The organism is Luteolibacter sp. Populi (assembly GCF_040801775.1).
Lineage (GTDB): Bacteria > Verrucomicrobiota > Verrucomicrobiia > Verrucomicrobiales > Akkermansiaceae > Haloferula.
Genome location: NZ_CP161812.1, coordinates 1,139,850 through 1,157,902, shown reverse-complemented (window position 1 = coordinate 1,157,902; position 18,053 = coordinate 1,139,850). Strand labels below are relative to the sequence as shown.

General features: G+C 60.6%; 20 protein-coding genes. 8 read left to right on the top strand and 12 right to left on the bottom strand.

Annotation, left to right across the window (positions count from 1 at the left end; translation table 11 throughout):
• Positions 1-219: 219 nt before the first annotated feature.
• On the top strand, positions 220-1,149 hold the full coding sequence (locus ABWK72_RS04480) for a choice-of-anchor A family protein (RefSeq protein ID WP_367873588.1): 930 nt from the start codon (positions 220-222) through the stop codon (positions 1,147-1,149).
• Between the two features lie 16 nt (positions 1,150-1,165).
• Here ABWK72_RS04480 and ABWK72_RS04475 read toward each other — a convergent pair whose 3' ends face one another.
• On the bottom strand, positions 1,166-2,011 hold the full coding sequence (locus ABWK72_RS04475) for a hypothetical protein (protein ID WP_367873587.1): 846 nt from the start codon (positions 2,009-2,011) through the stop codon (positions 1,166-1,168).
• Between the two features lie 137 nt (positions 2,012-2,148).
• On the opposite strand from ABWK72_RS04475, the gene ABWK72_RS04470 reads away from it, so the two are divergent.
• A complete protein-coding gene (locus tag ABWK72_RS04470; RefSeq protein ID WP_367873586.1) occupies positions 2,149-2,955 on the top strand; it encodes an ABC transporter permease in 807 nt (268 codons plus the stop codon).
• A 30-nt stretch (positions 2,956-2,985) separates the two neighbouring features.
• Here the strand turns inward: ABWK72_RS04470 and ABWK72_RS04465 are convergent, their stop codons facing one another.
• The 4 genes from ABWK72_RS04465 to ABWK72_RS04450 form a co-directional block, all read right to left on the bottom strand.
• Positions 2,986-3,330: a VOC family protein gene (locus ABWK72_RS04465; RefSeq protein WP_367873585.1), complete on the bottom strand. Its 345-nt coding sequence runs from the start codon at positions 3,328-3,330 to the stop codon at positions 2,986-2,988.
• Between the two features lie 285 nt (positions 3,331-3,615).
• Positions 3,616-4,011, bottom strand: a complete 396-nt coding sequence (locus tag ABWK72_RS04460) for a nuclear transport factor 2 family protein (protein ID WP_367875315.1) — start codon at positions 4,009-4,011, stop codon at positions 3,616-3,618.
• A 50-nt stretch (positions 4,012-4,061) separates the two neighbouring features.
• Complete coding sequence (locus tag ABWK72_RS04455; protein ID WP_367873584.1) at positions 4,062-4,607, bottom strand: dihydrofolate reductase family protein; 546 nt, start codon at positions 4,605-4,607, stop codon at positions 4,062-4,064.
• 20 nt (positions 4,608-4,627) lie between these two features.
• Positions 4,628-5,056 carry a hypothetical protein gene (locus ABWK72_RS04450; protein ID WP_367873583.1) on the bottom strand — a complete coding sequence of 143 codons (429 nt, stop codon included), beginning with the start codon at positions 5,054-5,056 and terminating at the stop codon, positions 4,628-4,630.
• A gap of 346 nt (positions 5,057-5,402) precedes the next feature.
• Here ABWK72_RS04450 and ABWK72_RS04445 point away from each other — a divergent pair, with 346 nt between their 5' ends.
• Positions 5,403-6,494, top strand: coding sequence for a hypothetical protein (locus ABWK72_RS04445; RefSeq protein WP_367873582.1), 1,092 nt, complete (start codon positions 5,403-5,405; stop codon positions 6,492-6,494).
• Positions 6,495-6,671: 177 nt separating this feature from the next.
• On the opposite strand, the gene ABWK72_RS04440 is transcribed toward ABWK72_RS04445, so the two are convergent.
• Positions 6,672-7,118, bottom strand: a complete 447-nt coding sequence (locus ABWK72_RS04440) for a VOC family protein (RefSeq protein ID WP_367873581.1) — start codon at positions 7,116-7,118, stop codon at positions 6,672-6,674.
• Positions 7,119-7,398: 280 nt separating this feature from the next.
• Positions 7,399-8,052, bottom strand: coding sequence for a hydrolase (locus tag ABWK72_RS04435; protein WP_367873580.1), 654 nt, complete (start codon positions 8,050-8,052; stop codon positions 7,399-7,401).
• 166 nt (positions 8,053-8,218) lie between these two features.
• Between ABWK72_RS04435 and ABWK72_RS04430 the strand changes: the two genes are divergently transcribed.
• Positions 8,219-9,112 (top strand): LysR family transcriptional regulator, encoded by an 894-nt coding sequence (locus ABWK72_RS04430; protein ID WP_367873579.1) that lies wholly within the window; start codon positions 8,219-8,221, stop codon positions 9,110-9,112.
• A 137-nt stretch (positions 9,113-9,249) separates the two neighbouring features.
• Here the strand turns inward: ABWK72_RS04430 and ABWK72_RS04425 are convergent, their stop codons facing one another.
• Both ABWK72_RS04425 and ABWK72_RS04420 read right to left on the bottom strand, forming a co-directional pair.
• Entirely contained in the window at positions 9,250-9,822 is a 573-nt protein-coding gene (locus ABWK72_RS04425; protein WP_367873578.1) for a Fic/DOC family protein, read from the bottom strand.
• Between the two features lie 16 nt (positions 9,823-9,838).
• Positions 9,839-10,048, bottom strand: a complete 210-nt coding sequence (locus ABWK72_RS04420) for an antitoxin VbhA family protein (protein ID WP_367873577.1) — start codon at positions 10,046-10,048, stop codon at positions 9,839-9,841.
• 904 nt (positions 10,049-10,952) lie between these two features.
• Between ABWK72_RS04420 and ABWK72_RS04415 the strand changes: the two genes are divergently transcribed.
• Positions 10,953-11,525 (top strand): hypothetical protein, encoded by a 573-nt coding sequence (locus ABWK72_RS04415; RefSeq protein ID WP_367873576.1) that lies wholly within the window; start codon positions 10,953-10,955, stop codon positions 11,523-11,525.
• Between the two features lie 565 nt (positions 11,526-12,090).
• On the opposite strand, the gene ABWK72_RS04410 is transcribed toward ABWK72_RS04415, so the two are convergent.
• From ABWK72_RS04410 to ABWK72_RS04400, 3 genes are all read right to left on the bottom strand, one after another.
• The gene (locus tag ABWK72_RS04410) at positions 12,091-12,426 is read right to left on the bottom strand and encodes a DUF2004 domain-containing protein (RefSeq protein ID WP_367873575.1); all 336 of its coding nucleotides are present in this window, start codon (positions 12,424-12,426) and stop codon (positions 12,091-12,093) included.
• Between the two features lie 129 nt (positions 12,427-12,555).
• The gene (rplQ, locus tag ABWK72_RS04405) at positions 12,556-13,065 is read right to left on the bottom strand and encodes a 50S ribosomal protein L17 (protein ID WP_367873574.1); all 510 of its coding nucleotides are present in this window, start codon (positions 13,063-13,065) and stop codon (positions 12,556-12,558) included.
• Positions 13,066-13,086: 21 nt separating this feature from the next.
• Positions 13,087-14,169 (bottom strand): DNA-directed RNA polymerase subunit alpha, encoded by a 1,083-nt coding sequence (locus ABWK72_RS04400; RefSeq protein ID WP_367873573.1) that lies wholly within the window; start codon positions 14,167-14,169, stop codon positions 13,087-13,089.
• A gap of 337 nt (positions 14,170-14,506) precedes the next feature.
• On the opposite strand from ABWK72_RS04400, the gene ABWK72_RS04395 reads away from it, so the two are divergent.
• The 3 genes from ABWK72_RS04395 to ABWK72_RS04385 all read left to right on the top strand — a co-directional run bounded on the left by ABWK72_RS04395 (position 14,507) and on the right by ABWK72_RS04385 (position 18,052).
• Entirely contained in the window at positions 14,507-14,707 is a 201-nt protein-coding gene (locus tag ABWK72_RS04395; RefSeq protein WP_367873572.1) for a hypothetical protein, read from the top strand.
• Between the two features lie 50 nt (positions 14,708-14,757).
• Positions 14,758-16,197 carry a deoxyribodipyrimidine photo-lyase gene (locus tag ABWK72_RS04390; RefSeq protein ID WP_367873571.1) on the top strand — a complete coding sequence of 480 codons (1,440 nt, stop codon included), beginning with the start codon at positions 14,758-14,760 and terminating at the stop codon, positions 16,195-16,197.
• 433 nt (positions 16,198-16,630) lie between these two features.
• Positions 16,631-18,052 (top strand): MATE family efflux transporter, encoded by a 1,422-nt coding sequence (locus ABWK72_RS04385; RefSeq protein ID WP_367873570.1) that lies wholly within the window; start codon positions 16,631-16,633, stop codon positions 18,050-18,052.
• The last annotated feature ends 1 nt before the right edge of the window (position 18,053 follow it).

The window sequence follows — 18,053 nt, the reverse complement described above, 5'->3', positions numbered from 1 at the left end:
GCCTTTTCCCTCCAGAAACTACGTGATCGCGTAAGACTTGGTGCATCATGCACTTACGCGCTTTTACGAAGATTCGTGATTTTTGATCATTGGGATTACTTAATGACTTTACCTGCAGGTTTTGCAGGGTAGTTTTCGGCCATCAGCAACGGTCCCACCCGATGCTGGGCGCCGGAGCTCTCTCCCCGGTCGCGATCTCCACCCCAGCTGTTCCACCCCTTGAAAACGAAACGCACTCTCGTGCCTTCGCTGCTCGCGTGTCTCGTCACGTCCAGCGCCGGCCTCCACGCCTCGACCCTGTCGCTAGCCTCACCCTACAACGTCTACGTGCTCGGCGACATGCAGGAGTCGAACGTCGATTCCGAAGGCCGTGTGGCCGTCGGCGGCAATGCGACCCTCACAAACTACGGCGTCGGTAGTAAATTCCAAGGCAATCCCGCCAGCGCCGGCAACACCTTGGTGGTGGGCGGCAACCTGGCCTACAACGGTGGCGAGGTCCACTACGGCAATACGGTCTATGGTGGCACCCTTTCCGGCAGCTTCGGCTCGCCGAACGGCAGCATCACCCATGGCACAGCCCTCGATTTCGCCTCGACCAACACCTCGCTCCTGACCGCCTCCGCCTATTGGGGCAATCTGACGGCGACGGGCTCCACCATCAACTACCACGGCGGCGTCCACATGGTCGGCACGAGTTCCGACCTGAATATCTTCACCCTCTCCGGCGCGATGCTGGCAAGCTCATGGGGTGTTGTGATCGATGCCCCCGCGGGCTCCACCGTGCTGGTGAATGTCACCGGCACCTCGGATGCATTCAAGAACATGGGGCTCAGCTTCCAAGATCTGAACAACGACCACACCGGCAGCACCGGCCGCCAGAACGTGATCTACAATTTCTTCGAAGCGACCGCGCTCGAGATCAACGGGATCAGCATTCAAGGCAGCATCCTGGCACCGAAAGCGACGGTCAATTTCGGCAATGGCAACGTGGAAGGCAACCTGATCGCCGGCAACCTGATCGGCAACGGCGAGGCCCACAACTACCTCTTCCAAGGCAACCTGCCCAGCCCCACCACGGTGCCGGAGCCGGCGACTTTCATGCTGTCGCTGGCGGGTGCCGCCTTGCTGATTCTGCGCCGCCGGCGCTGAACGGCCGGGTTCAATCCTACTTGACCGGCGGGTCTCCGTTGAGCTGGAAGGCCCCCAGGACGGAGCTGTGCTCGTAGGCTTGGTACTGCTCGGGAGTGAGCAGCGGCTTGAGCCCATCGAGACGGGCCTGGCGGCGGCTTTTGAGTTCCTCCGGGTCGAGGGTGATCGGCTCGCTACCCATGTCATCCTCGCCCGCGGCGATCTGGTTGAGGGCTTGGAAAACCTTGTCCTTCTGATCGGGAGTCAGGGTCAGATTCTGCTGCAGGCGCGTCATCTCGCGGCCGGTGGCGACTTCGATGCGGTTCTCCTTCTGCTCCCGGGTAAATTGCGTGTAGGCCGTGGCCTGATCCGGGGTCAGCAGCTTGGCGATGGAGTCTTCCAAGGCGGCACGCTTCCTGGCCTCCTCGCCCGGTGTTGGTGGTTGGGAGTCGGCGTCGTTCATCATCTTGCTCACGAGGTCCTCCTCCTCGTCGCCTGCTTCGAGCAACGCGCGGACTTTTGCGGCGGTTGCGTTGTCGAGGTTCAGGCGTGCCTTCATCGCGGCCAGGCGCTCATCGATCCGCCGCAGTTTGCGCTCGGCGAGTTCCTTGGCCATCGACTCGCGGATGCCCTTCATGTCGGCGGAGTCCATGTCGTCCTCGTCGAGGACCACGGCGTCGTCGTCCTCTTCGGCAGCGGCGGGGCGCTGGGTCTTGGCGGGACGCATCTCGTCTTCCGTGCTGGCGTGGTTTTGCGGGGCCTCCCGGCCTGCTGGCGGCTTGGATTCGCCCGTCGCGGTCGCTTGCCTGGGCTGGGGCATGGCCAGCCACATCGCGAGCGCGCCGGCACCGGCACCGGCAAGAAAGGCAAGGGGTGTCTTCATGGTCCGCTGGAATATCGGCGCATTGCGCGTCCCGTCCAGAAAAGTAGCGGCGGGCCAGGCGGCGTTTCTTTTTGACGCGGCCCCGATCCGCGCTGGATTCCCGGCACGCGGGGTGGTCATCTCGCGCGCCGCCACCCATGTTCAAACCATCCGTCATTCGCGCGCTGCTCACCCGCTACGTACTGCTCTACGCGAAGAATCCGATGCGGACCTTCGAGCTTTTCTTCTGGCCGCTGGTCCAGTTGTTGGTCTGGGGCTTCCTGACGATGTACCTGCAGAAGCAGGGTGGGAAAGGCGGGAACTTCCCGCACTACATCACCTTCCTGATCGCCGCGATCATCCTGTGGGATGCCCTCTTCCGCGCCCAGCAGGGGGTCTCGATCTCCTTCTTGGAAGACGTCTGGACGCGGAATCTCCTGAACATCTTCGCCGCGCCGGTGCGGATGATCGACTACATCGCCGCGACCTTCGGCGTCGGCTTGCTGCGCGTGGGCATCACGGCGGTGATGCTGGCGGTGGTGGCGATCACCGCGTATTCCTTCAATATCTTCCAACTCCACTTCGGGCTGATCGCCTACTACGCGAATCTCATGATCTTCGGTTGGGCGCTGGGGATTGCCTCGATCGCGTTGATCCTGCGCTGGGGGCACGGCGCGGAATCGATGGCCTGGGCGCTGCCCTTCATGGTCCAGCCCTTCGCCTGCGTCTTCTATCCGATGAGCGAGTTGCCGGAGTGGATGCGCTACATCGCCATGGTCCTGCCTCCCTCGCACGTCTTCGAGGGCATGCGCGGATCGATCGAGCACGGCGGCTTCGACTTCCGGAATTTCTTCGCCGCGCTGGGCTTGAATGTGATCTACATGGGCCTGGCGGGCTGGCTCTTCGCCAGCGTCCTGCGCACGGCCCGGGAGAAGGGCTTGCTGGTGAAGACCTCGGCTTCGTAAGGGAGTCCGCCCACGCCTCCGGAGGGCGAGCTACAACTGCCAGAGCCCATGATCATTGCCGCCTTGCAGGTAGATGGCGAAGGTGCCGTGGCCGGGGATCTCCATCGGCGGGACGGCGACCTCGCCGCCGGCTTGCACCGCGGCGGCGACGGCAGCCTCGATATCGTCCACCAGCCAATAGGGCCGCACCACCGGCTCCTCGGTCTCTCGCAAGGGTGCCCGCACTCCCACCAGCCCACCGCCTGCCAAAGTGGTGGTCCGCGCGTTGCCGAGCCCTGCGTCGGGTTCGCTGAATTGCACCTTGTTTGCGGAGGCGTATGCGGCGCAAACCGCGTCCACTTCCTTCGTCACGATCTCGAGATATTGGATCTTCATGGTTTCTCTTTGTCTTGGGTTCAGGTGCTGCGGTTGCCTGGTATCGGACCCCATTGGCTGTTAGCTCTCTTCAGTTATTGCTTCTCTTACTGCCTGGTAATTGTCGCTTCAACCCTGAACGCATGATGGCCGCGAGGAGAGATTCGTTCAATGGGCTCGGGTGATTCCTGAGAATCTTTCGGGGTAATACCCATGGTCTGAATCACGCCCGGCGACAGCGGCCACGAAACGCGTCGATTGCAACTGCGATGGCCCGCAGCCATTCGCTACAGTGGAGGCTAGCTGTCATGGGCGGCTCTCTCTGTACTCCGCATCGCCGCTTTCGCCCTTGCCCTCGGGTTTGATGACGAAGGCCCTCAACTCGCACATCTTGTCGCCACGGAAGCGCCAGACGTCGCAGTAGGAGTAAGGGGCTTCCTTGTCCTCTTCGTCCTTCATCGTGATCTCGCCCAGCGCGATGACGAAATCGGCCTCGGCGATCAAGCGCTCCACCTTGAATTTCGGCGGCTCGAGATACGTCGTTGCCATCCACTGGCGGACGGCTTCTTTTCCTTTCAAAGTCCGTTCCCCCACGAAGGTCCATTCCGTGTCGTCGGTGCAGAACGCCAGAAATCCTTCTTGATCACCTTCGGTAATCGCCGCATTCGCCTTGGTTAAGGTCGCCTTGTTTTCCTCCGACATCTCGATTTCTCCTCTCACGGTTAATGTTTCGGCATGCTGAAAACATCCGGCTACCTTCTCGGCTCATACCGCATCGCCACCGCCCCCGAGCCGAATTCCAGCCGGCTCACGAGCTTCAAGTCGACATGCTTCGACAGTCCCGCGAACAAGGTCGGCCCATGGCCCGCCAGCCTGGGCTGCACCACGAACTCGTATTCATCGATCAATCCCAGTTCCGCCAAGGCCAGCGGGAGCTTCACGCCTCCCGTGAACAGTCCCTTGCCCGGCTCTTGCTTGAGACGCTGGACGGCCGTCCCCAGATCCCCGCGCACGAGCTCCGCGTTCCAATCGACCCGGTCCAAAGTGCTCGACACGACGTATTTCTTTGCCGCGTCCATCGTGCGGCGGAAGGGTTCCATCCAATCGGGCATCTCTCCGGTCCATGCTGGCCGGAACGCCTCCTCCATCATTTCGTAGGTCACCCGCCCGAACAGCAGGGCATCGGCCCGGGCGAGATTCTCGACCGCGTGCCGATGCAACTCTTCGTCCGGGGAACCCGCACGATGATCACAGCACCCGTCCAAGGTGACGTTGATGGAGTATCGGAGGGGGCGCATTTGGGATCGGAAACCCGGGTTCAATTTGCAGCCTTGTCGCCTTCGTCAGCAGCGGCTTGTTTGACTTCAAACTTCTTGAGATCATCCGTCGCCTTAACAACGTTGGGATGTCTCTCTCCCATTCCGGCCTCCTTGTATTTTTCCAATGCGTCGACAAGTTCCTTCCGGTGCCTTTCCATACGCTGATTGGCTAGCTCGGCATCACTCGGCCGTTTCTCGGTCTTTCCTCTGTGGGGCGGATCACTTTCAGTCGAAGTAGCAGCATCACCGCCGGATTTTCCCGGCCTGTCGTCGGCATCTGTTCCGTGGTCCGGTGCTGCACCTGAGCCTAGGTTCGATCCTTCATTTTCAATTGGCGACGAGCGGGAGAATTCGATCACGGCAACTACCGCGCATCCGAGAAGGCCGATCCCAATTGCAACAGCGGCTTTTCGAGGGGGAATCTTCATATTCTTGGTCCAACAGGGTAGATGGAAGAGATCAGGTCTTAAATTTCCGGGATACTTCGGAGATCATCTGCGGAATTCAAGAATCAAGGACCGGCCTCCTCCGAAAAATCGACCCTATTCAAGCGACAAGGATTTGGAAGCCGATTGGAATTCGCATGAATTTATCCCAGGTGACGCGACCTGCCGTTGACCGGAACTGGGTTTATCGAAAGGAGTTATAACGATGCCTGCCCGCACTTATCCTGGATCTTTGGTCGCCGTCCTTGCTGTCCTTGCTTGCAGCGGCTGGGTCGTGGCATGGCGGTCATCCCATCAGGCCGGAGCCGAAGGAGAGGCCCCTGGCAAAGTGGAGAAAACCAACTCCCGCGCGCACCCGAGAAATGGCGGTCGCGACGCCTCCGGGGCGGAGTTCGTCACCGATCCGGCCACGGCCCGCTTGCTGGCCACTTTCGATGAATTGGCTTCCAGGACCTCCACCGACCAGCCGAATAAAAAGCTCGTGGAGGCCTGCCGCGGTGCGCTCATGGATAACGACAGCGCGCGGCGCAGCCGGAACTTCGGCCTGCTGTTGGAAGTCGCGCGCGCCGAAGACGCACCTGCGATTCACAAGATGTTCGCGGACCTCAATGAAGAGGGCCGCGCCTTCGATGAATACAAGAACTTCGCCATGCGCTGGGGCATGGTGGACCCCATCGGGGCCATGAAGTTCCTGCAAACGCAGCACAAGAACTGTATCATCCCGCGCGCCGATCTCAAGGCGCTGGCCTTCGGTTGGGGAAAGGTGGATCCGGATGCCGCCCTCAAGTGGATGGACGGAAATTCCGCAGAAGCGGAGAGGTCCGGCGGGCGCACCGCGGTCGTGGACGGGTGGTTGAAAACGGATCCTGTCTCCGCCGCGGGATGGATCACCGCCAATGCAGGCAAGCTCGATCCCAATACCTATGTCGAATGCGTGCGCATGGCCTTCTCCGGGCAGATCTTCGCCGGCAGCACGGATCTCGCCAGTGCCGCGTCCTGGTTGTCCGCGCTGCCGGATGATGAGATTTCGAACGCGGCGCAGCATGCATGGGGAAACGTCCAGTGGGCGCTGAAGCAATTGCCCTACGAGAAGTCCGCGGACCTCTGGGCGAAGGTCGGGAGCGAGCCGTGGATGGGCTTCGGGCAGTTTGTGGAATTCAGCGCATTCTCCTCGAACAACAATGTGGCGAATGGCGGCTTGGGTGACTTCCTGGACGCCTTGGGCAAGACTTGGCCCGAGGATAAGATCACTGCCCAGTTCGAACGCTGGTCCACGAGCGATCCCGAAGAGGCCATGGAGTGGCTGGGCGAGGCTCCATCCACACCGGTGACGAAGGCGGCGATCCGCGGCCTAGTGAAGACCTTGGAACAGACCGATCCGGCGGCTGCCGCGAATTGGAACGCCAAGCTCGCGGAGTGAGGTGGATACGGGCGAGCAGGTAGAATCGCGGCGCAGCCGCTTTGGAGTGCGGCGGGCATCGCCGCTTTCCTGCGCGTTCCCCCCGGAGATCGCCCCATCGAATCCACCTTTAGCCGATCCCCGAACCCAAGACCCGGATCCCTCGGACCCCGGCAGGCGTCATCTCCCTCTTCGACTTCACCGGAGCGACTCAGCCAAACCAATGATGATGCCTTCAGGACCGCGAACGTAGCAGAGCAGGTAAATGTCTTCGTATTGAACGACCTCTCCAACGAGTTCAGCGCCACGGGCCTGCAGGCGGGGAAGGACTTCCTTGAGATCCTCAACGCCGAACATGATGCGAAGATAACCCAACCGGTTCACCGGTGCGTTCAGCTCGATGCTGGTCGCCGTTGGATTTTGGAACTTCGAGATCTCAAGCCGGCTATGGCCGTCGGGAGTCCGCATCATGGCAATGTCACATCGGACATCGTCCAGCGCGATGAGGCGGTCCACCCATGGGCCCTCGACGGTAGCTTCGCCCTCCAGCTCGAGGCCGAGCTCCTCAAAGAACACGATCGCAGCCGGAAGGTCGTTCACAACGATGCCCATGTTGTTCATTTCCAGCAATTTGGATTTTTTCATAGATGAATTATATCGTGATGGGCGGTGCCATCCAACGTCGTAATCATCTGCAAAGAAGAAGGAAGATCAAGCTGCCGACCGGTGCAGGGCTGTCATTGGGTGCGACCCACCGATTTGGATCTATGGAAAGCTCAGGCGGGCTGGGCATGGACCCGGTGCCCGGAAAAAGGAGTGCTCGAACTTGCTGGTTCGAGCACTCCGGAATCCGATCTCGGGGACCGGCTAGGACCTGCGGCAAACAGTAGCCGAGGGAGCCGGACCGCGATCAACCATCTGCGTCTTACGCTTTCGCTGAAGCGCCTTTCGCAAGAAGTTGCATCTCCCAAGCAAATGCGACTGCGGTGGCACCGCCATGCTCAAGAAGGACACTCGAGAGTGCAGTCGCCGTCTTCTCGCGCGCCCAATCGCGCTGCCATTCGGCAAGCACTGCCATCCACGTGATCGGCACCGCACCGGCCTGGACCAAGCGCCGCACGGCCATGTCATGGGACTCCGCGCTGACCCCGCCCGAAGCATCCGTCACAATGAAGACGTCGTAGCCCTCGCCGAGCGCATGGATCGTCGGCATTGCGAGGCAAACCTCCGTCCAAAGCGCGGCGAGGATGAGCTGCTTGCGCCCGCTCTTTTTCACAAGCTCGGTGACCTTCGGATCTTCCCAGGTATTGATGAAGGTGCGATCGATCGGCTTTTGCTCGGGGAAGACATCCTGAAGTCCCTTGATGAGATAGCCGCCACGCTCTTCGATCACCGTGGTGAGGATGGTGGGGACCTCGAAAACCTTCGCGGTTTTGGCAAGGCCGACGACGTTGTTGATGATCAGGGTCGGCTCGTGGCTGTTCAAGTTGGCGAATTGAAAGGGCTGATGGTCGATCAGCACCAGGATGCTGTCTTCGGGACGAAGGAGGGCCTTGAGGCCGGTCTTGTTGTCGCTCATGGTCGTGTTTCTTTTTTGATGCGGTGATTGGAACCGGGATCCGGATGGGCACTGGGTCCAGCGGATTCCCGGCTGCGTGTTTCGATCTACCGCCGGGGCGGGAAACAGCCCAAGACTTTGATAATTGGGTCGCTCAACCCAAAAGGTTGAGCTAGGTCCATGCCCCATGGAACTTCGCCATCTCCGCTACTTCGTCGCGGTCGCCTCGCACGGATCCTTCAATCGCGCGGCGGGGATACTGCACATCACCCAACCTCCGCTCAGCAGGCAGGTGAAGGACCTTGAAGAAGAACTCGGCGTGCCCCTTCTTGTGCGGGGCTCGAACACGGTGAAGCTCACGGAAGCAGGGGAGCTGTTCTACGAGGAAGCGCGCGAAGTTCTCGCCCGTGCGGACCAAGCCGTCCGCCGTGTGCGTGGCGAAGTGCGGGACGAGATTTTGCGCGTGGGGTATGCGCCCTCGATGATCGCCGATATCATGTCCGCCGTGCTGGCGAGGTTCAAGTCGGCCGCGCCCCGGGTGCGGCTCGAGCTGGCCGACCTATCATCCCGGGAGATCAATGAGCTGGCCGCGAAGGGTCTGCTCGACCTGGTAGTCAGCCCCGGGATTTCCGTAACGAAGGGGATCGCGGGCTTTCAATTGACCGAACTGCGGCGCGTGCAGCCGGTGCTGGTCTTGCCGGAGAGCCATCCCCTGGCCAAGCTAAAGCGAATCCCCGTCGAGCGCCTGCGGAACCTGCCGCTGGTGGGTCTGGCCAAGGAAAATTATCCCGAATACGTGCAGGGCATTCGCGGAATGCTCAAACCCTTCGCCATCTCGCCGCGCTTCGTTTCCTTGGTGAATGACGGCGTCTCCACCCTCTTCGCGGAACTTGAGGCGACCCAGGCCGCCGCCGTCCTGGTGGAAGGGACCGCCGATATCATGCCGCGCACGCTCGTCACCCGGCCCTTCTCGCCGAAGCTAGCCAGCGCCCCGGTCATGATCGGCCTCCCCGCCACCCGCCCCAGCCCGCACGCCGAAATGTTCGCAAGGATCCTGGCCGAAGAAGCGCGGACTCCATAGCTGTTCTCTAACAGAATCGGCGGGGCTCCATCCACACCGTGACGAAGGCGGCGATCCGCGGGCTGGTGAAGACCTTGGAACAGACCCATCCGGCGGCTGCCGCGAGTAGGAGCGCCAAGCTCGCAAAGTGATTCGTCTTATCGCAGCTTCTCAACCAGATGCTTCGCGATCAGGGCTTTCAACGGCCCGTTGTCGCCGTCGAAAGACGCGATCGCCGCAGCGAGGATTTGCTTTGCCGACATCCGGGCCCACCGGATTTCAAACCCATGTTCTTCCGCGAGCTGTCCGATGAAAAGCCGCTGGGTCCTGCCATTGCCCTCCCGGAAAGGATGAGCGGCATTGATTTCGCCCATGTAGTGGGCGAAACGATCGGGCCAGTCCACTGTCCCGGGGGACCGCTTCCAAGCCTCCCGTTCCTTTGATAGCTGGATGAACAGTTTCGAGAGAAAATTTTCGACATGAAGATGGGAGCCGAAGCGGCTGCTTCCCTTGGCGATATCCACCGTTCGGGGCTCACCTGCCCAATCATAGACATCCTGGAAGAGGTGGTGATGGATCGCTTTCAAATGCGCCAGATCGAACGATGATGCCAACGGAGCCTCCGCCAACTCGAACTGGCGGACGATGGACATTTCGCCCTCGTATTCTTCCAGCAGGACCGCATCTCCGATGTTGGCCAGATTTCTCAGGACACCGGTTTGGTAATCCACATAGGGATCGCCCGTATCACCCCTGTACCCCATACCGTGCTTTCACGCGCTGCCGGTACTGCTCGGGGGTCAAAGTGCCATCGGCAACGGCCTTGAGGTCCGCCAAGGCTTGGGGGCCGGGCTTGATGCCTTCCAGTGCCGCATTGCCCAAGGCATCCCTCAAATGCTTGTGCCGTGCAGCAGGGCCGACGGTGGAAACGGAGATGGAGCGGGCTCGGTCCTTCACGCCTTGAGGGTAGTTGAAACGGGCATTCTTACAAGGCGTTTCAGCCTTCGTCCGGCAGTCCGGAATCCCAGGGGTCATCATCCAAGGGCGATGCAGGGAAGCAATCACGTCAATGGGGGCAGTCCTCGATTTTTGAAAACGGCTTGAAATTGACTGCCAAATTCACGAATCAAGGACCGCCCCCCTGGAATTATTGAAGTCTGTTCCTTCGAATTTTCTAAGCGGCATGGTTTCCCCAACCGTCGGCTTTCGCCCGGCTCATTAGTTCTTCCGCTAATGCGATCGATGGAATTCGGGCTTGGCCTCTTGCTGGCTGCAATGATCCATCAGGGCGCCTCCATATGAATCTGTATCCATTTTCACTTGATCCATCGTCATAAACATAAAGGCACCATTGAAAGCATAGCTCCCACTCACTTGTTTCATCTGGATCATGAGTTTGAACTTCGTTAATTATTTGTATTCTCATAGAGATTTTGAGGTTTCCGGTGGCGAGAGTTTCAGATGCGACGCATCTGACCAATGTGGCAGATGTGACTGATACGCAAATTTTTTTAATTTCTTTTTCTGGCTCAGTCCTAAATGAAACGAGTTTAGGTCAGTTTTTGGACTGATTTCGCCAACCGTCGGTATTTTGCTGACTGCTGGTGCTGAATTACTTACAGTAGCATTCGCGGGTCCGTCTGCGGAGCATCGTCTGAGGCCAGCGACCCCGTTTACAAGAAGCGGAGTAAAATCGGTGGGGTCAGCCCATGAATTTTGAGAACGACTTGGAATGGGGTGTAAAATTCACAATCAGGGACCACCCTTTTAAGCGGAGAAGAGGGGGGCGAGTCGAAACTGGCTCGACAATTATAAGCCAGCTGATATCGACCCGGAAGACCGTTGATGATTAACTGCTCGAATGAGCGACGAAACTTCCGCGGAGTCGGGATCAGGCAGCATTTTGCGCCGCTTTTCGGACTTGAGCACAGGAGACGGAATCGCCTTGGCGGGAATGTTCGGGGCAGTCGCGGCTGGATTGCTAGGCTACTTTCAACAAGAGGGAGCGCTTAAGGTGCAGGATAGCATTTCGAAGCGGGAGAAGTCCCAGGCTGAACTTTCTATGGTGGTAGGAATTTTATCGGAGAAGCCCGAGGCCGACGGCAAATTTCAGGAAGGTCAGAAGGTTTTGAGAGGGTGGGCGGTGGATGTGCTTAACGAGAATCACGCTGTCAAGATCCCTGCCGAACTGAAGGCGGTGCTTACCAGTGGGGAGGCGTCGCTGCGTGGAGTGAGGTATGGGGGGTATGACTACATGCTGAATGAGGACGGCAGCCAGCTGCTTGCCGAGGACGGTACGCCGATGATTGGAGAGGGACTGCCGATTACCTTGGGAGGCAAGCCGATCACCCTGGGGGGCAAGGTTCTCACCGTGGGGAAAAAACCGGCACCGGAAGCTCCGCTGCCGGGTCGTGATTCGAGTCCAGACCAATAGCTCTGACGGGCTAGCCTCGCCAACTAGCGGCGCACCATGGCCAGCCTTGCTTAGGATTGAGCTAGGTTGCGGCCTTGGCTGGGGTCAGTCATTGAATCTTGCAGAAGAGGGGCGATAATCGCTTCTAACAGATGGTCCTCCCGGCGGTAAATTCAAGATCCAAAGACTGCTCCCCTCGTCATCTTAGACATTTGTATCGGGTGCTATGATGCTTGGTGTCGGGTGCAACTCCGTCAGCGATTTCATGTCAGCCCAGAGAACTAGGATGCGACTGAATGAATCCAAATCCGAAAATGGATTTTGGGAATGTTCATTAATCACTTGCCTGTCAAATGGTGTGCCCCAGTCGGCAAAGGAAAACCTGCTAATATCATGGTAAATGAAAAGATGGGTGCCAGGAAGATAAGGCTTCTTTGACTTGGATGAGATGGATAATCGTAGGGGGAGCCAAGGATCGGAAAGTCGGCGGGGTCAGTCCTTGAATTTTGAGAATGCTTCGGAGTTCAGGTGTGGAAATTCGGGAATCAAGGACCGGACCCCATCGATTCGAGCGCCTACCCCAACTTCAACTTTCCATCGAAATATCTTCAACCTCACCCGCGGCATCGAAGGTGACGCAAAGCACATAGTCCGTCACATCTCCTGGCAATGTGAAGTCGAAGGAGTCGAGTTCGTCATCGTCGTCGAACTCTGATTTCAGGACGAGAGCATCAAGAATCCTGACCGCCTCTGGCACCGCTGTCTTAAACTGCTGTTCCCAATAGGCAGGCTCAATCTCTTCGAGGTGATGGGAAACGAAGAGAGTTGCACCGTATTCATCGTCCTCAGTCCCGTAGGCAGCCTTGATGGCGATACGAGCGGCTTCGGTTCGCTTCAGGATCTCGGCTTTGTCGGTAGGCATGGTTACAGGACGGTTCAGACTGCGGGTATCTAATCGGCTAGCATTTCTGAGAGAGCCACCCAAACAAAAACACCCGCCGGTTTCCCGGCGGGTGTCTTCAAATTCAGTCTCTCGACGAACGACCTCGGATTACTCCGCGGCCTCTTCGGTCGCCGCGGCCTTCTTCGCCGCCTTCTTCTTGGCGGGCTTGGCTTCGGCTTCCTCTTCGGCAGAACCGGCGGCGACGGCCACGGGCTCCGGCTCGGATTCCGGGAGGGCGGCGAGGGTCTCCTCGTCGACTTCCGGCTGGTCCACCCACTCGATCACGGCCATCGGCGCGGAATCGGTCATGCGTGGCCCGAGCTTGGTGATCCGGCAGTAACCGCCGGGGCGGTCCTTCGACAGCGGAGCGAGCTCGTCGAAGAGCTTCTTGGCGATGTCCTTTTGGCGCAGGAAGGCGACGGCCTGGCGGCGGGCGTGGAGGTCTCCACGCTTGCCGAGGGTGATCATCTTCTCGGCGACCGGGCGCAGGGCCTTGGCCTTGGCGAGCGTGGTGCGGATGCGGCCGTGCTCGATGAGGCTGCAGGCGAGGTTGGCAAGCAGCGAACGCCGATGGGCGGCGGTGCGCTTGAGCTTGGTGGTATTGCGTCGGTGTCTCATGGGGTGGGGTCCCTTGTTAAATTAGTCGTCGAGGTTCTGTGCGATCAGGTCGGCAAGGCCCACCGGAGCTTCTTCTTCCACGCCGAGGCGTGGTCCGCGGACGGCCGGCATCGGGCCGGAGAGGAGCGATGGATCGAGGGACATCCCGAGGCCGAGGCCGAGTTCGGAAAGCTTGTCCTTGATCTCGTTGAGCGATTTCTTGCCGAAGTTGCGATACTTGAGCATTTCCGCCTCCGACTTCATCGCGAGCTGGCCCACGGAAGTGATGTTGGCGTTGTTGAGGCAGTTGGCGGCGCGGACCGAGAGTTCGATCTCGTTGACGCTCATGTTGAGCAGCTTCTTGAGCGCGGCGTTCTCCTCGTTGGATTCGGTCGGCGCTTCCTCGAAGTCCACGGCGTTTTCGTCGTAGTTGACGAAGACGTCCAGGTGGTGGCGGAGAATGGCGGATGCCTGGAGCAGGGCGTCCTGCGGGCTGACCCGGCCGTCCGTCCAGATGTCGAGCACCAGCTTGTCGTAATCGGTCATCTGGCCGACGCGGGTGGTGTCCACCGCATACTTCACGCGGGTCACCGGGGAGAAGATCGAGTCGATCGCGATCACGCCGATCGGCTGGTCCTTGCGCTTGTTCTCGTCGCCGGTGAAGAAACCGCGGCCGACGCGGACTTCGAATTCGCAGTCGAACTTCACCTTCTTGTCGAGGGTGCAGATCACCTGGTCCTTGTTGACCACTTCGTAAATGTTGTCGTCCTGAATGTCACCGGCGGTGACGACGCCTTCCTTCTCGATCTTGATCGTCAGGATGCGGGGCTCCTTGTCGTGGTGCTTGAACTTCACCTTCTTCAGGTTCAGCACGATGTCGGTGACATCTTCCACCACGCCCGGGAGGCTGGAGAATTCATGCTGCACGCCGGCGATGCGGACGGAAGTGATGGCGGCACCTTCCAGGGAGCCGAGCAGCACGCGGCGGAGCGAGTTGCCGAGGGTGTGCCCGTAGCCGCGCTCGAAAGGTTCGGCGGTGAACTGGGCGAAGACTTCGGTGGCGGTGTCCTCGTGCTTGACGAGGCGGTTCGGGAGCTCGAATCGGGAGAGCTTGGTGGCTGACATGGTATATTAGTGGTTGCCGGGTTACCCTCCTGCGAGCGCAGCTCCCGTTGTCACGGGGGCCAGAAGGACCTACGGCGGCTTGCGGGGCTCGCGCGGGCGGGGACTTAAGAAGAAGGCCCCGGCGTTGGCAACGAATTTTTTTCACCCTCCCGAATACGTGGAAACCCGCAGAAATGCTGGGTTTGCGGCGGTCTCTAACATTTCTCAAACAAAAATGAGGTGGCGTTCTCACGGAACCGGTGGCATGTTCTCCTATGAATGCTCTCGAAAATGTCCCCACGATGAAATCGAAGCGCAACCTGACTCGTTTCACCTACGAGAATACAGCATTCCAGGGATGGCGCCTCTGCGTGAGCAGGGGGGAGTCACTTTCACCAAGTATTTCTCAGACAAGCAATACGGTGGCGGAAGGAAGGCCTTGGATGCAGCGGAGAAGTGCCTCGGCGATTTGAAGTCCCTGCTGGACATCTCAAAGCGCGTGAACGGCCGTCTCAGCAACGTAACGGTGAAGAAGGCAGAGAAGCTGCTCGGTCCCTGACCGCCGCAGTTTGCTTGCGAATGGCGGATGGAGGGCTTTGTTAGTCCTGCATGGCGCCCTCCCGTAGTCTCGCGATCCACTGGTTCCGCCGGGATCTCCGGATTCTCGACAATCCCTCCCTTCACCACGCCTCCCTTCACCACGCCGCCTCCGGTTCCGGGGCGGTTTTGCCGGTTTATATCCTCAGCGATTGGAAGGGCAGCCACCTCTGGACAGGGCCGAAACGGCAGTCTTTCCTGTGCGGCTGCATCGCGTCCTTGGCGAAGAATCTGGAAACGATCGGTGGCCGCTTGGTCATCCGCAGCGGTAGCGCTCCTGAAGAACTGGCGAAGCTGATCGCCGAAACGGGGGCCAAGTCGCTGTATTTCAATCGTGATCCCGACCCTTTCGGGCGGGAGGTGGAGGCGAAGGTCGAGGCCATGGCCAAGAGCTTGGGGATCGAATGCCGCGGCTTCCACGACGTCACCCTTCATGGTCCGGAGGAAGCGCTGACCCAAGAGGGTAAGCCTTACCGGGTCTTCACTCCCTATAGCCGGAACTGGCTGAATCTCCCCAAGCCCGAGCCGCTGCCGAAGCCGGGAAATCTCCATAGCCCGCAGGATGTCAAGTCCTTGGGCCTCCCGACCAATGCCCATTGGAGCCTTCCGGAGCCAGAGGGCACCGACTGGGTCGAGGCCGGGGAACGGGCCGCCCACGAGCGCCTGAAGACCGCCATCGGCGGGCGGGTCCAGCACTACCAGCTGACCCGGGACACCCCGGCGGAAGCGGGCACCTCGCGCCTTTCGCAGGACCTCCGCTTCGGCCTGCTTTCCCCGCGGACCATTTACGCCAAGGCCATGCAGGCCCGCGCCACCAGCTGCTCGAAGACGGCCGGGGAGGGGGTCGATACCTTCATCAAGGAACTGGCCTGGAGGGAGTTCTACATGGCCATCCTCTGGCACTACCCGAATGTGCTGCATGAGGAATTCAGCCCCGACTGGCGCGGCCTGTGGTGGGAGGAACCGGGCGCGAACTTCGAGGCGTGGAAGGAGGGCCGCACCGGCTTCCCAATCATCGATGCCGGGATGCGCGAGCTTCTGGCCACCGGCTTCATGCACAACCGCCTGCGGATGATCACCGCCATGTTCCTGACCAAGGACTTGCACATCGATTGGCGGCTCGGGGAGCAGTTCTTCATGCAGCATCTCCTCGATGGCGAGATCGCTTCCAACAACGGCGGCTGGCAGTGGAGCGCCGGCACCGGCGCCGACGCCGCGCCCTACTTCCGCATCCAGAATCCCTGGACCCAGGCCAAGCGCCACGACCCGCAGGCCCTCTACATCAAGCGCTGGTTGCCGGAACTGAAGGACCTGCCCGCCGCCCAACTCTTCGCCCCGCCCCCCGACGGCAAGCCGCTCGTGAAAGGCTACCCGCTGCCCTGCGTCGATCACTCCACCGAGCGCGACCGCACCCTCGCCATCTTCAAGAAGCACCGGGCGGGGTCCCGCTAGGCGTAACCACGACTTCGTGTGTCGCCCGTGAAGCTGCTCTTCCGAACACTCCTCCCGATTGACGAGACCCCCGATTTCTGCTAATCCTTGGAAGTCCCGACGGGCTCTCCAGCCCCTCCGGTCCGGCAGCCCTTCTTCTGCGGCTCCCGGGTGGTTCCAAGCTCCGGCACCATTGCAACAGCACGGACGGATACACTCCGCCTTTAAAAGATGGACCGGGCGGTCAATACGGTCCTGGGCGATGCCCCCTCATTCCTCACGCTGCTTCTTTGAAAGCCGCATGGGGGTAAGGGGGCTTATGGATCGGAGAAGGCATTGAATTCAGGAAGAATCTCCTTGGGCGCGCCGGAACGAACCGAAACGACGCTTACAAAATCGCCTTGAGCGCCACGGTTGATATTCCCGGAGCGACCGGCTACCGCTCGCCGCGCGCATGGCGAAACCGGGATTAAGTGCGGAAGCGAGCCAGCGTGCGGTTCCAGAAGTCAGGCTTGCCAGCCGTCTGGGCAGCCTTTCCCTCGGCGGCCAGATCTGGGTGTTGGCCGTCTGGCCCTTGCTGGAGCAGGTGCTGGCCTTCTGCGTCGGCTTCACCGACCTGATCATCTCCGGCCGCATCGGCGGATCCCACGACCGCATCGCCATCCTCGATGCGATGGGCCTGGGCGGTTACGTCGCTTGGTTCTTCAATATCCTCCAGGGAGCCGTCGCCACCGGGGTCATGGCCTTGGTTTCGCGGTCGATCGGCGCGCAGGACCCGCTGCTGGCCCGGCGCGGCCTGGGGCAGGGGGTGTGGCTCGGCTTCGGTGCCGGGATCTTGTCGCTGCTAATCCTGCAACTCGGCATTCCCTCCCTGATCCGGGCCGTCGGGCTGACCCCGGAGGCCGGCGTGCATGCGGAGAGTTTCCTGCGCATCCTCGCGATCTCGGGTCCCTTCAGCGGCATCATGTTCGCCATCAATGCCGCCCTGCGCGGGGCGGGGGACACCCGCACGCCATTCATCGGCATGTGCGTGGTGAATGTGGTGAACATGATCGTCAGCAGCCTGCTGGCACTCGGTCCCGCACCGTTCGGGGGCCATGGCGTCGCCGGTATCGCCACCGGCACCCTCTGCGGCTGGATCGCCGGGCTGCTCACCGTTTCCCTGCTCCTGGCCCGCCCCAGCGGGGTGCTGGCCTGGACCAAGGCTGCCCTGCTCCCGCACTGGGAGACGATGGCCCGCATCCTCCGCGTCGGAGCGCCGCAATCGCTGGAGATCGGCTGCATGTGGGCCATCCACGCCTACGGCATGCACGTCATCGCCGACCTGCCGGGAGCGGGGAATCTCGGCGCGCACATCCTGGCGATCCGGGTGGAGTCGATGAGCTTCCTGCCCGGCTGGGCAATCGCCACCGCCGGGGCCGCTCTCGTCGGGCAATACCTCGGTGCGGGTTCGAAGGAAATGGCCGTCCGCTCGGTGCGCCTGTGCTGGAAGATCGCCGCCGTGCTGATGGGCTGCATGGGCATCACCTTCATCTTCGGGCGGGACACCCTGATCGCCTTCATGGCTCCGGACAGTCCGGAGCTGCAAAAACTGGCCTCCCCGCTGGTCCTGATCTGCGCCGCCGCCCAGCCCTTCTTCGCCACCTGCATCATCCTGAAAACCTCCATGCGCGGTGCCGGGGCCACGAACATCGTGATGCAGTGGTCCTTCGGCAGCATGATCTTCTACCGCATCGGCGTCCTGTGGTGGTTCAAGGAAGCCCCGTGGTTCGATCTGCGCGTGGTCTGGGTCGTCTTCTCGCTCGACCTCTTCACCCAGGCCCTCGTCTTCGCCTGGGTCCATTTCCGCGGGAAATGGCTGGAAGCGCGGGTGTAGG

Bases quoted from the DNA above. Each gene is read 5' to 3' on its own strand.
- ABWK72_RS04475 (WP_367873587.1), bottom strand. From the start codon at position 2,011: ATGAAGACACCCCTTGCCTTTCTTGCCGGTGCCGGTGCCGGCGCGCTC.
- ABWK72_RS04470 (WP_367873586.1), top strand. From the start codon at position 2,149: ATGTTCAAACCATCCGTCATTCGCGCGCTGCTCACCCGCTACGTACTG.
- ABWK72_RS04465 (WP_367873585.1), bottom strand. From the start codon at position 3,330: ATGAAGATCCAATATCTCGAGATCGTGACGAAGGAAGTGGACGCGGTT.
- ABWK72_RS04460 (WP_367875315.1), bottom strand. From the start codon at position 4,011: ATGTCGGAGGAAAACAAGGCGACCTTAACCAAGGCGAATGCGGCGATT.
- ABWK72_RS04455 (WP_367873584.1), bottom strand. From the start codon at position 4,607: ATGCGCCCCCTCCGATACTCCATCAACGTCACCTTGGACGGGTGCTGT.
- ABWK72_RS04450 (WP_367873583.1), bottom strand. From the start codon at position 5,056: ATGAAGATTCCCCCTCGAAAAGCCGCTGTTGCAATTGGGATCGGCCTT.
- ABWK72_RS04440 (WP_367873581.1), bottom strand. From the start codon at position 7,118: ATGAAAAAATCCAAATTGCTGGAAATGAACAACATGGGCATCGTTGTG.
- ABWK72_RS04435 (WP_367873580.1), bottom strand. From the start codon at position 8,052: ATGAGCGACAACAAGACCGGCCTCAAGGCCCTCCTTCGTCCCGAAGAC.
- ABWK72_RS04430 (WP_367873579.1), top strand. From the start codon at position 8,219: ATGGAACTTCGCCATCTCCGCTACTTCGTCGCGGTCGCCTCGCACGGA.
- ABWK72_RS04415 (WP_367873576.1), top strand. From the start codon at position 10,953: ATGAGCGACGAAACTTCCGCGGAGTCGGGATCAGGCAGCATTTTGCGC.
- ABWK72_RS04410 (WP_367873575.1), bottom strand. From the start codon at position 12,426: ATGCCTACCGACAAAGCCGAGATCCTGAAGCGAACCGAAGCCGCTCGT.
- rplQ (WP_367873574.1), bottom strand. From the start codon at position 13,065: ATGAGACACCGACGCAATACCACCAAGCTCAAGCGCACCGCCGCCCAT.
- ABWK72_RS04400 (WP_367873573.1), bottom strand. From the start codon at position 14,169: ATGTCAGCCACCAAGCTCTCCCGATTCGAGCTCCCGAACCGCCTCGTC.
- ABWK72_RS04395 (WP_367873572.1), top strand. From the start codon at position 14,507: ATGGCGCCTCTGCGTGAGCAGGGGGGAGTCACTTTCACCAAGTATTTC.
- ABWK72_RS04390 (WP_367873571.1), top strand. From the start codon at position 14,758: ATGGCGCCCTCCCGTAGTCTCGCGATCCACTGGTTCCGCCGGGATCTC.
- ABWK72_RS04385 (WP_367873570.1), top strand. From the start codon at position 16,631: ATGGCGAAACCGGGATTAAGTGCGGAAGCGAGCCAGCGTGCGGTTCCA.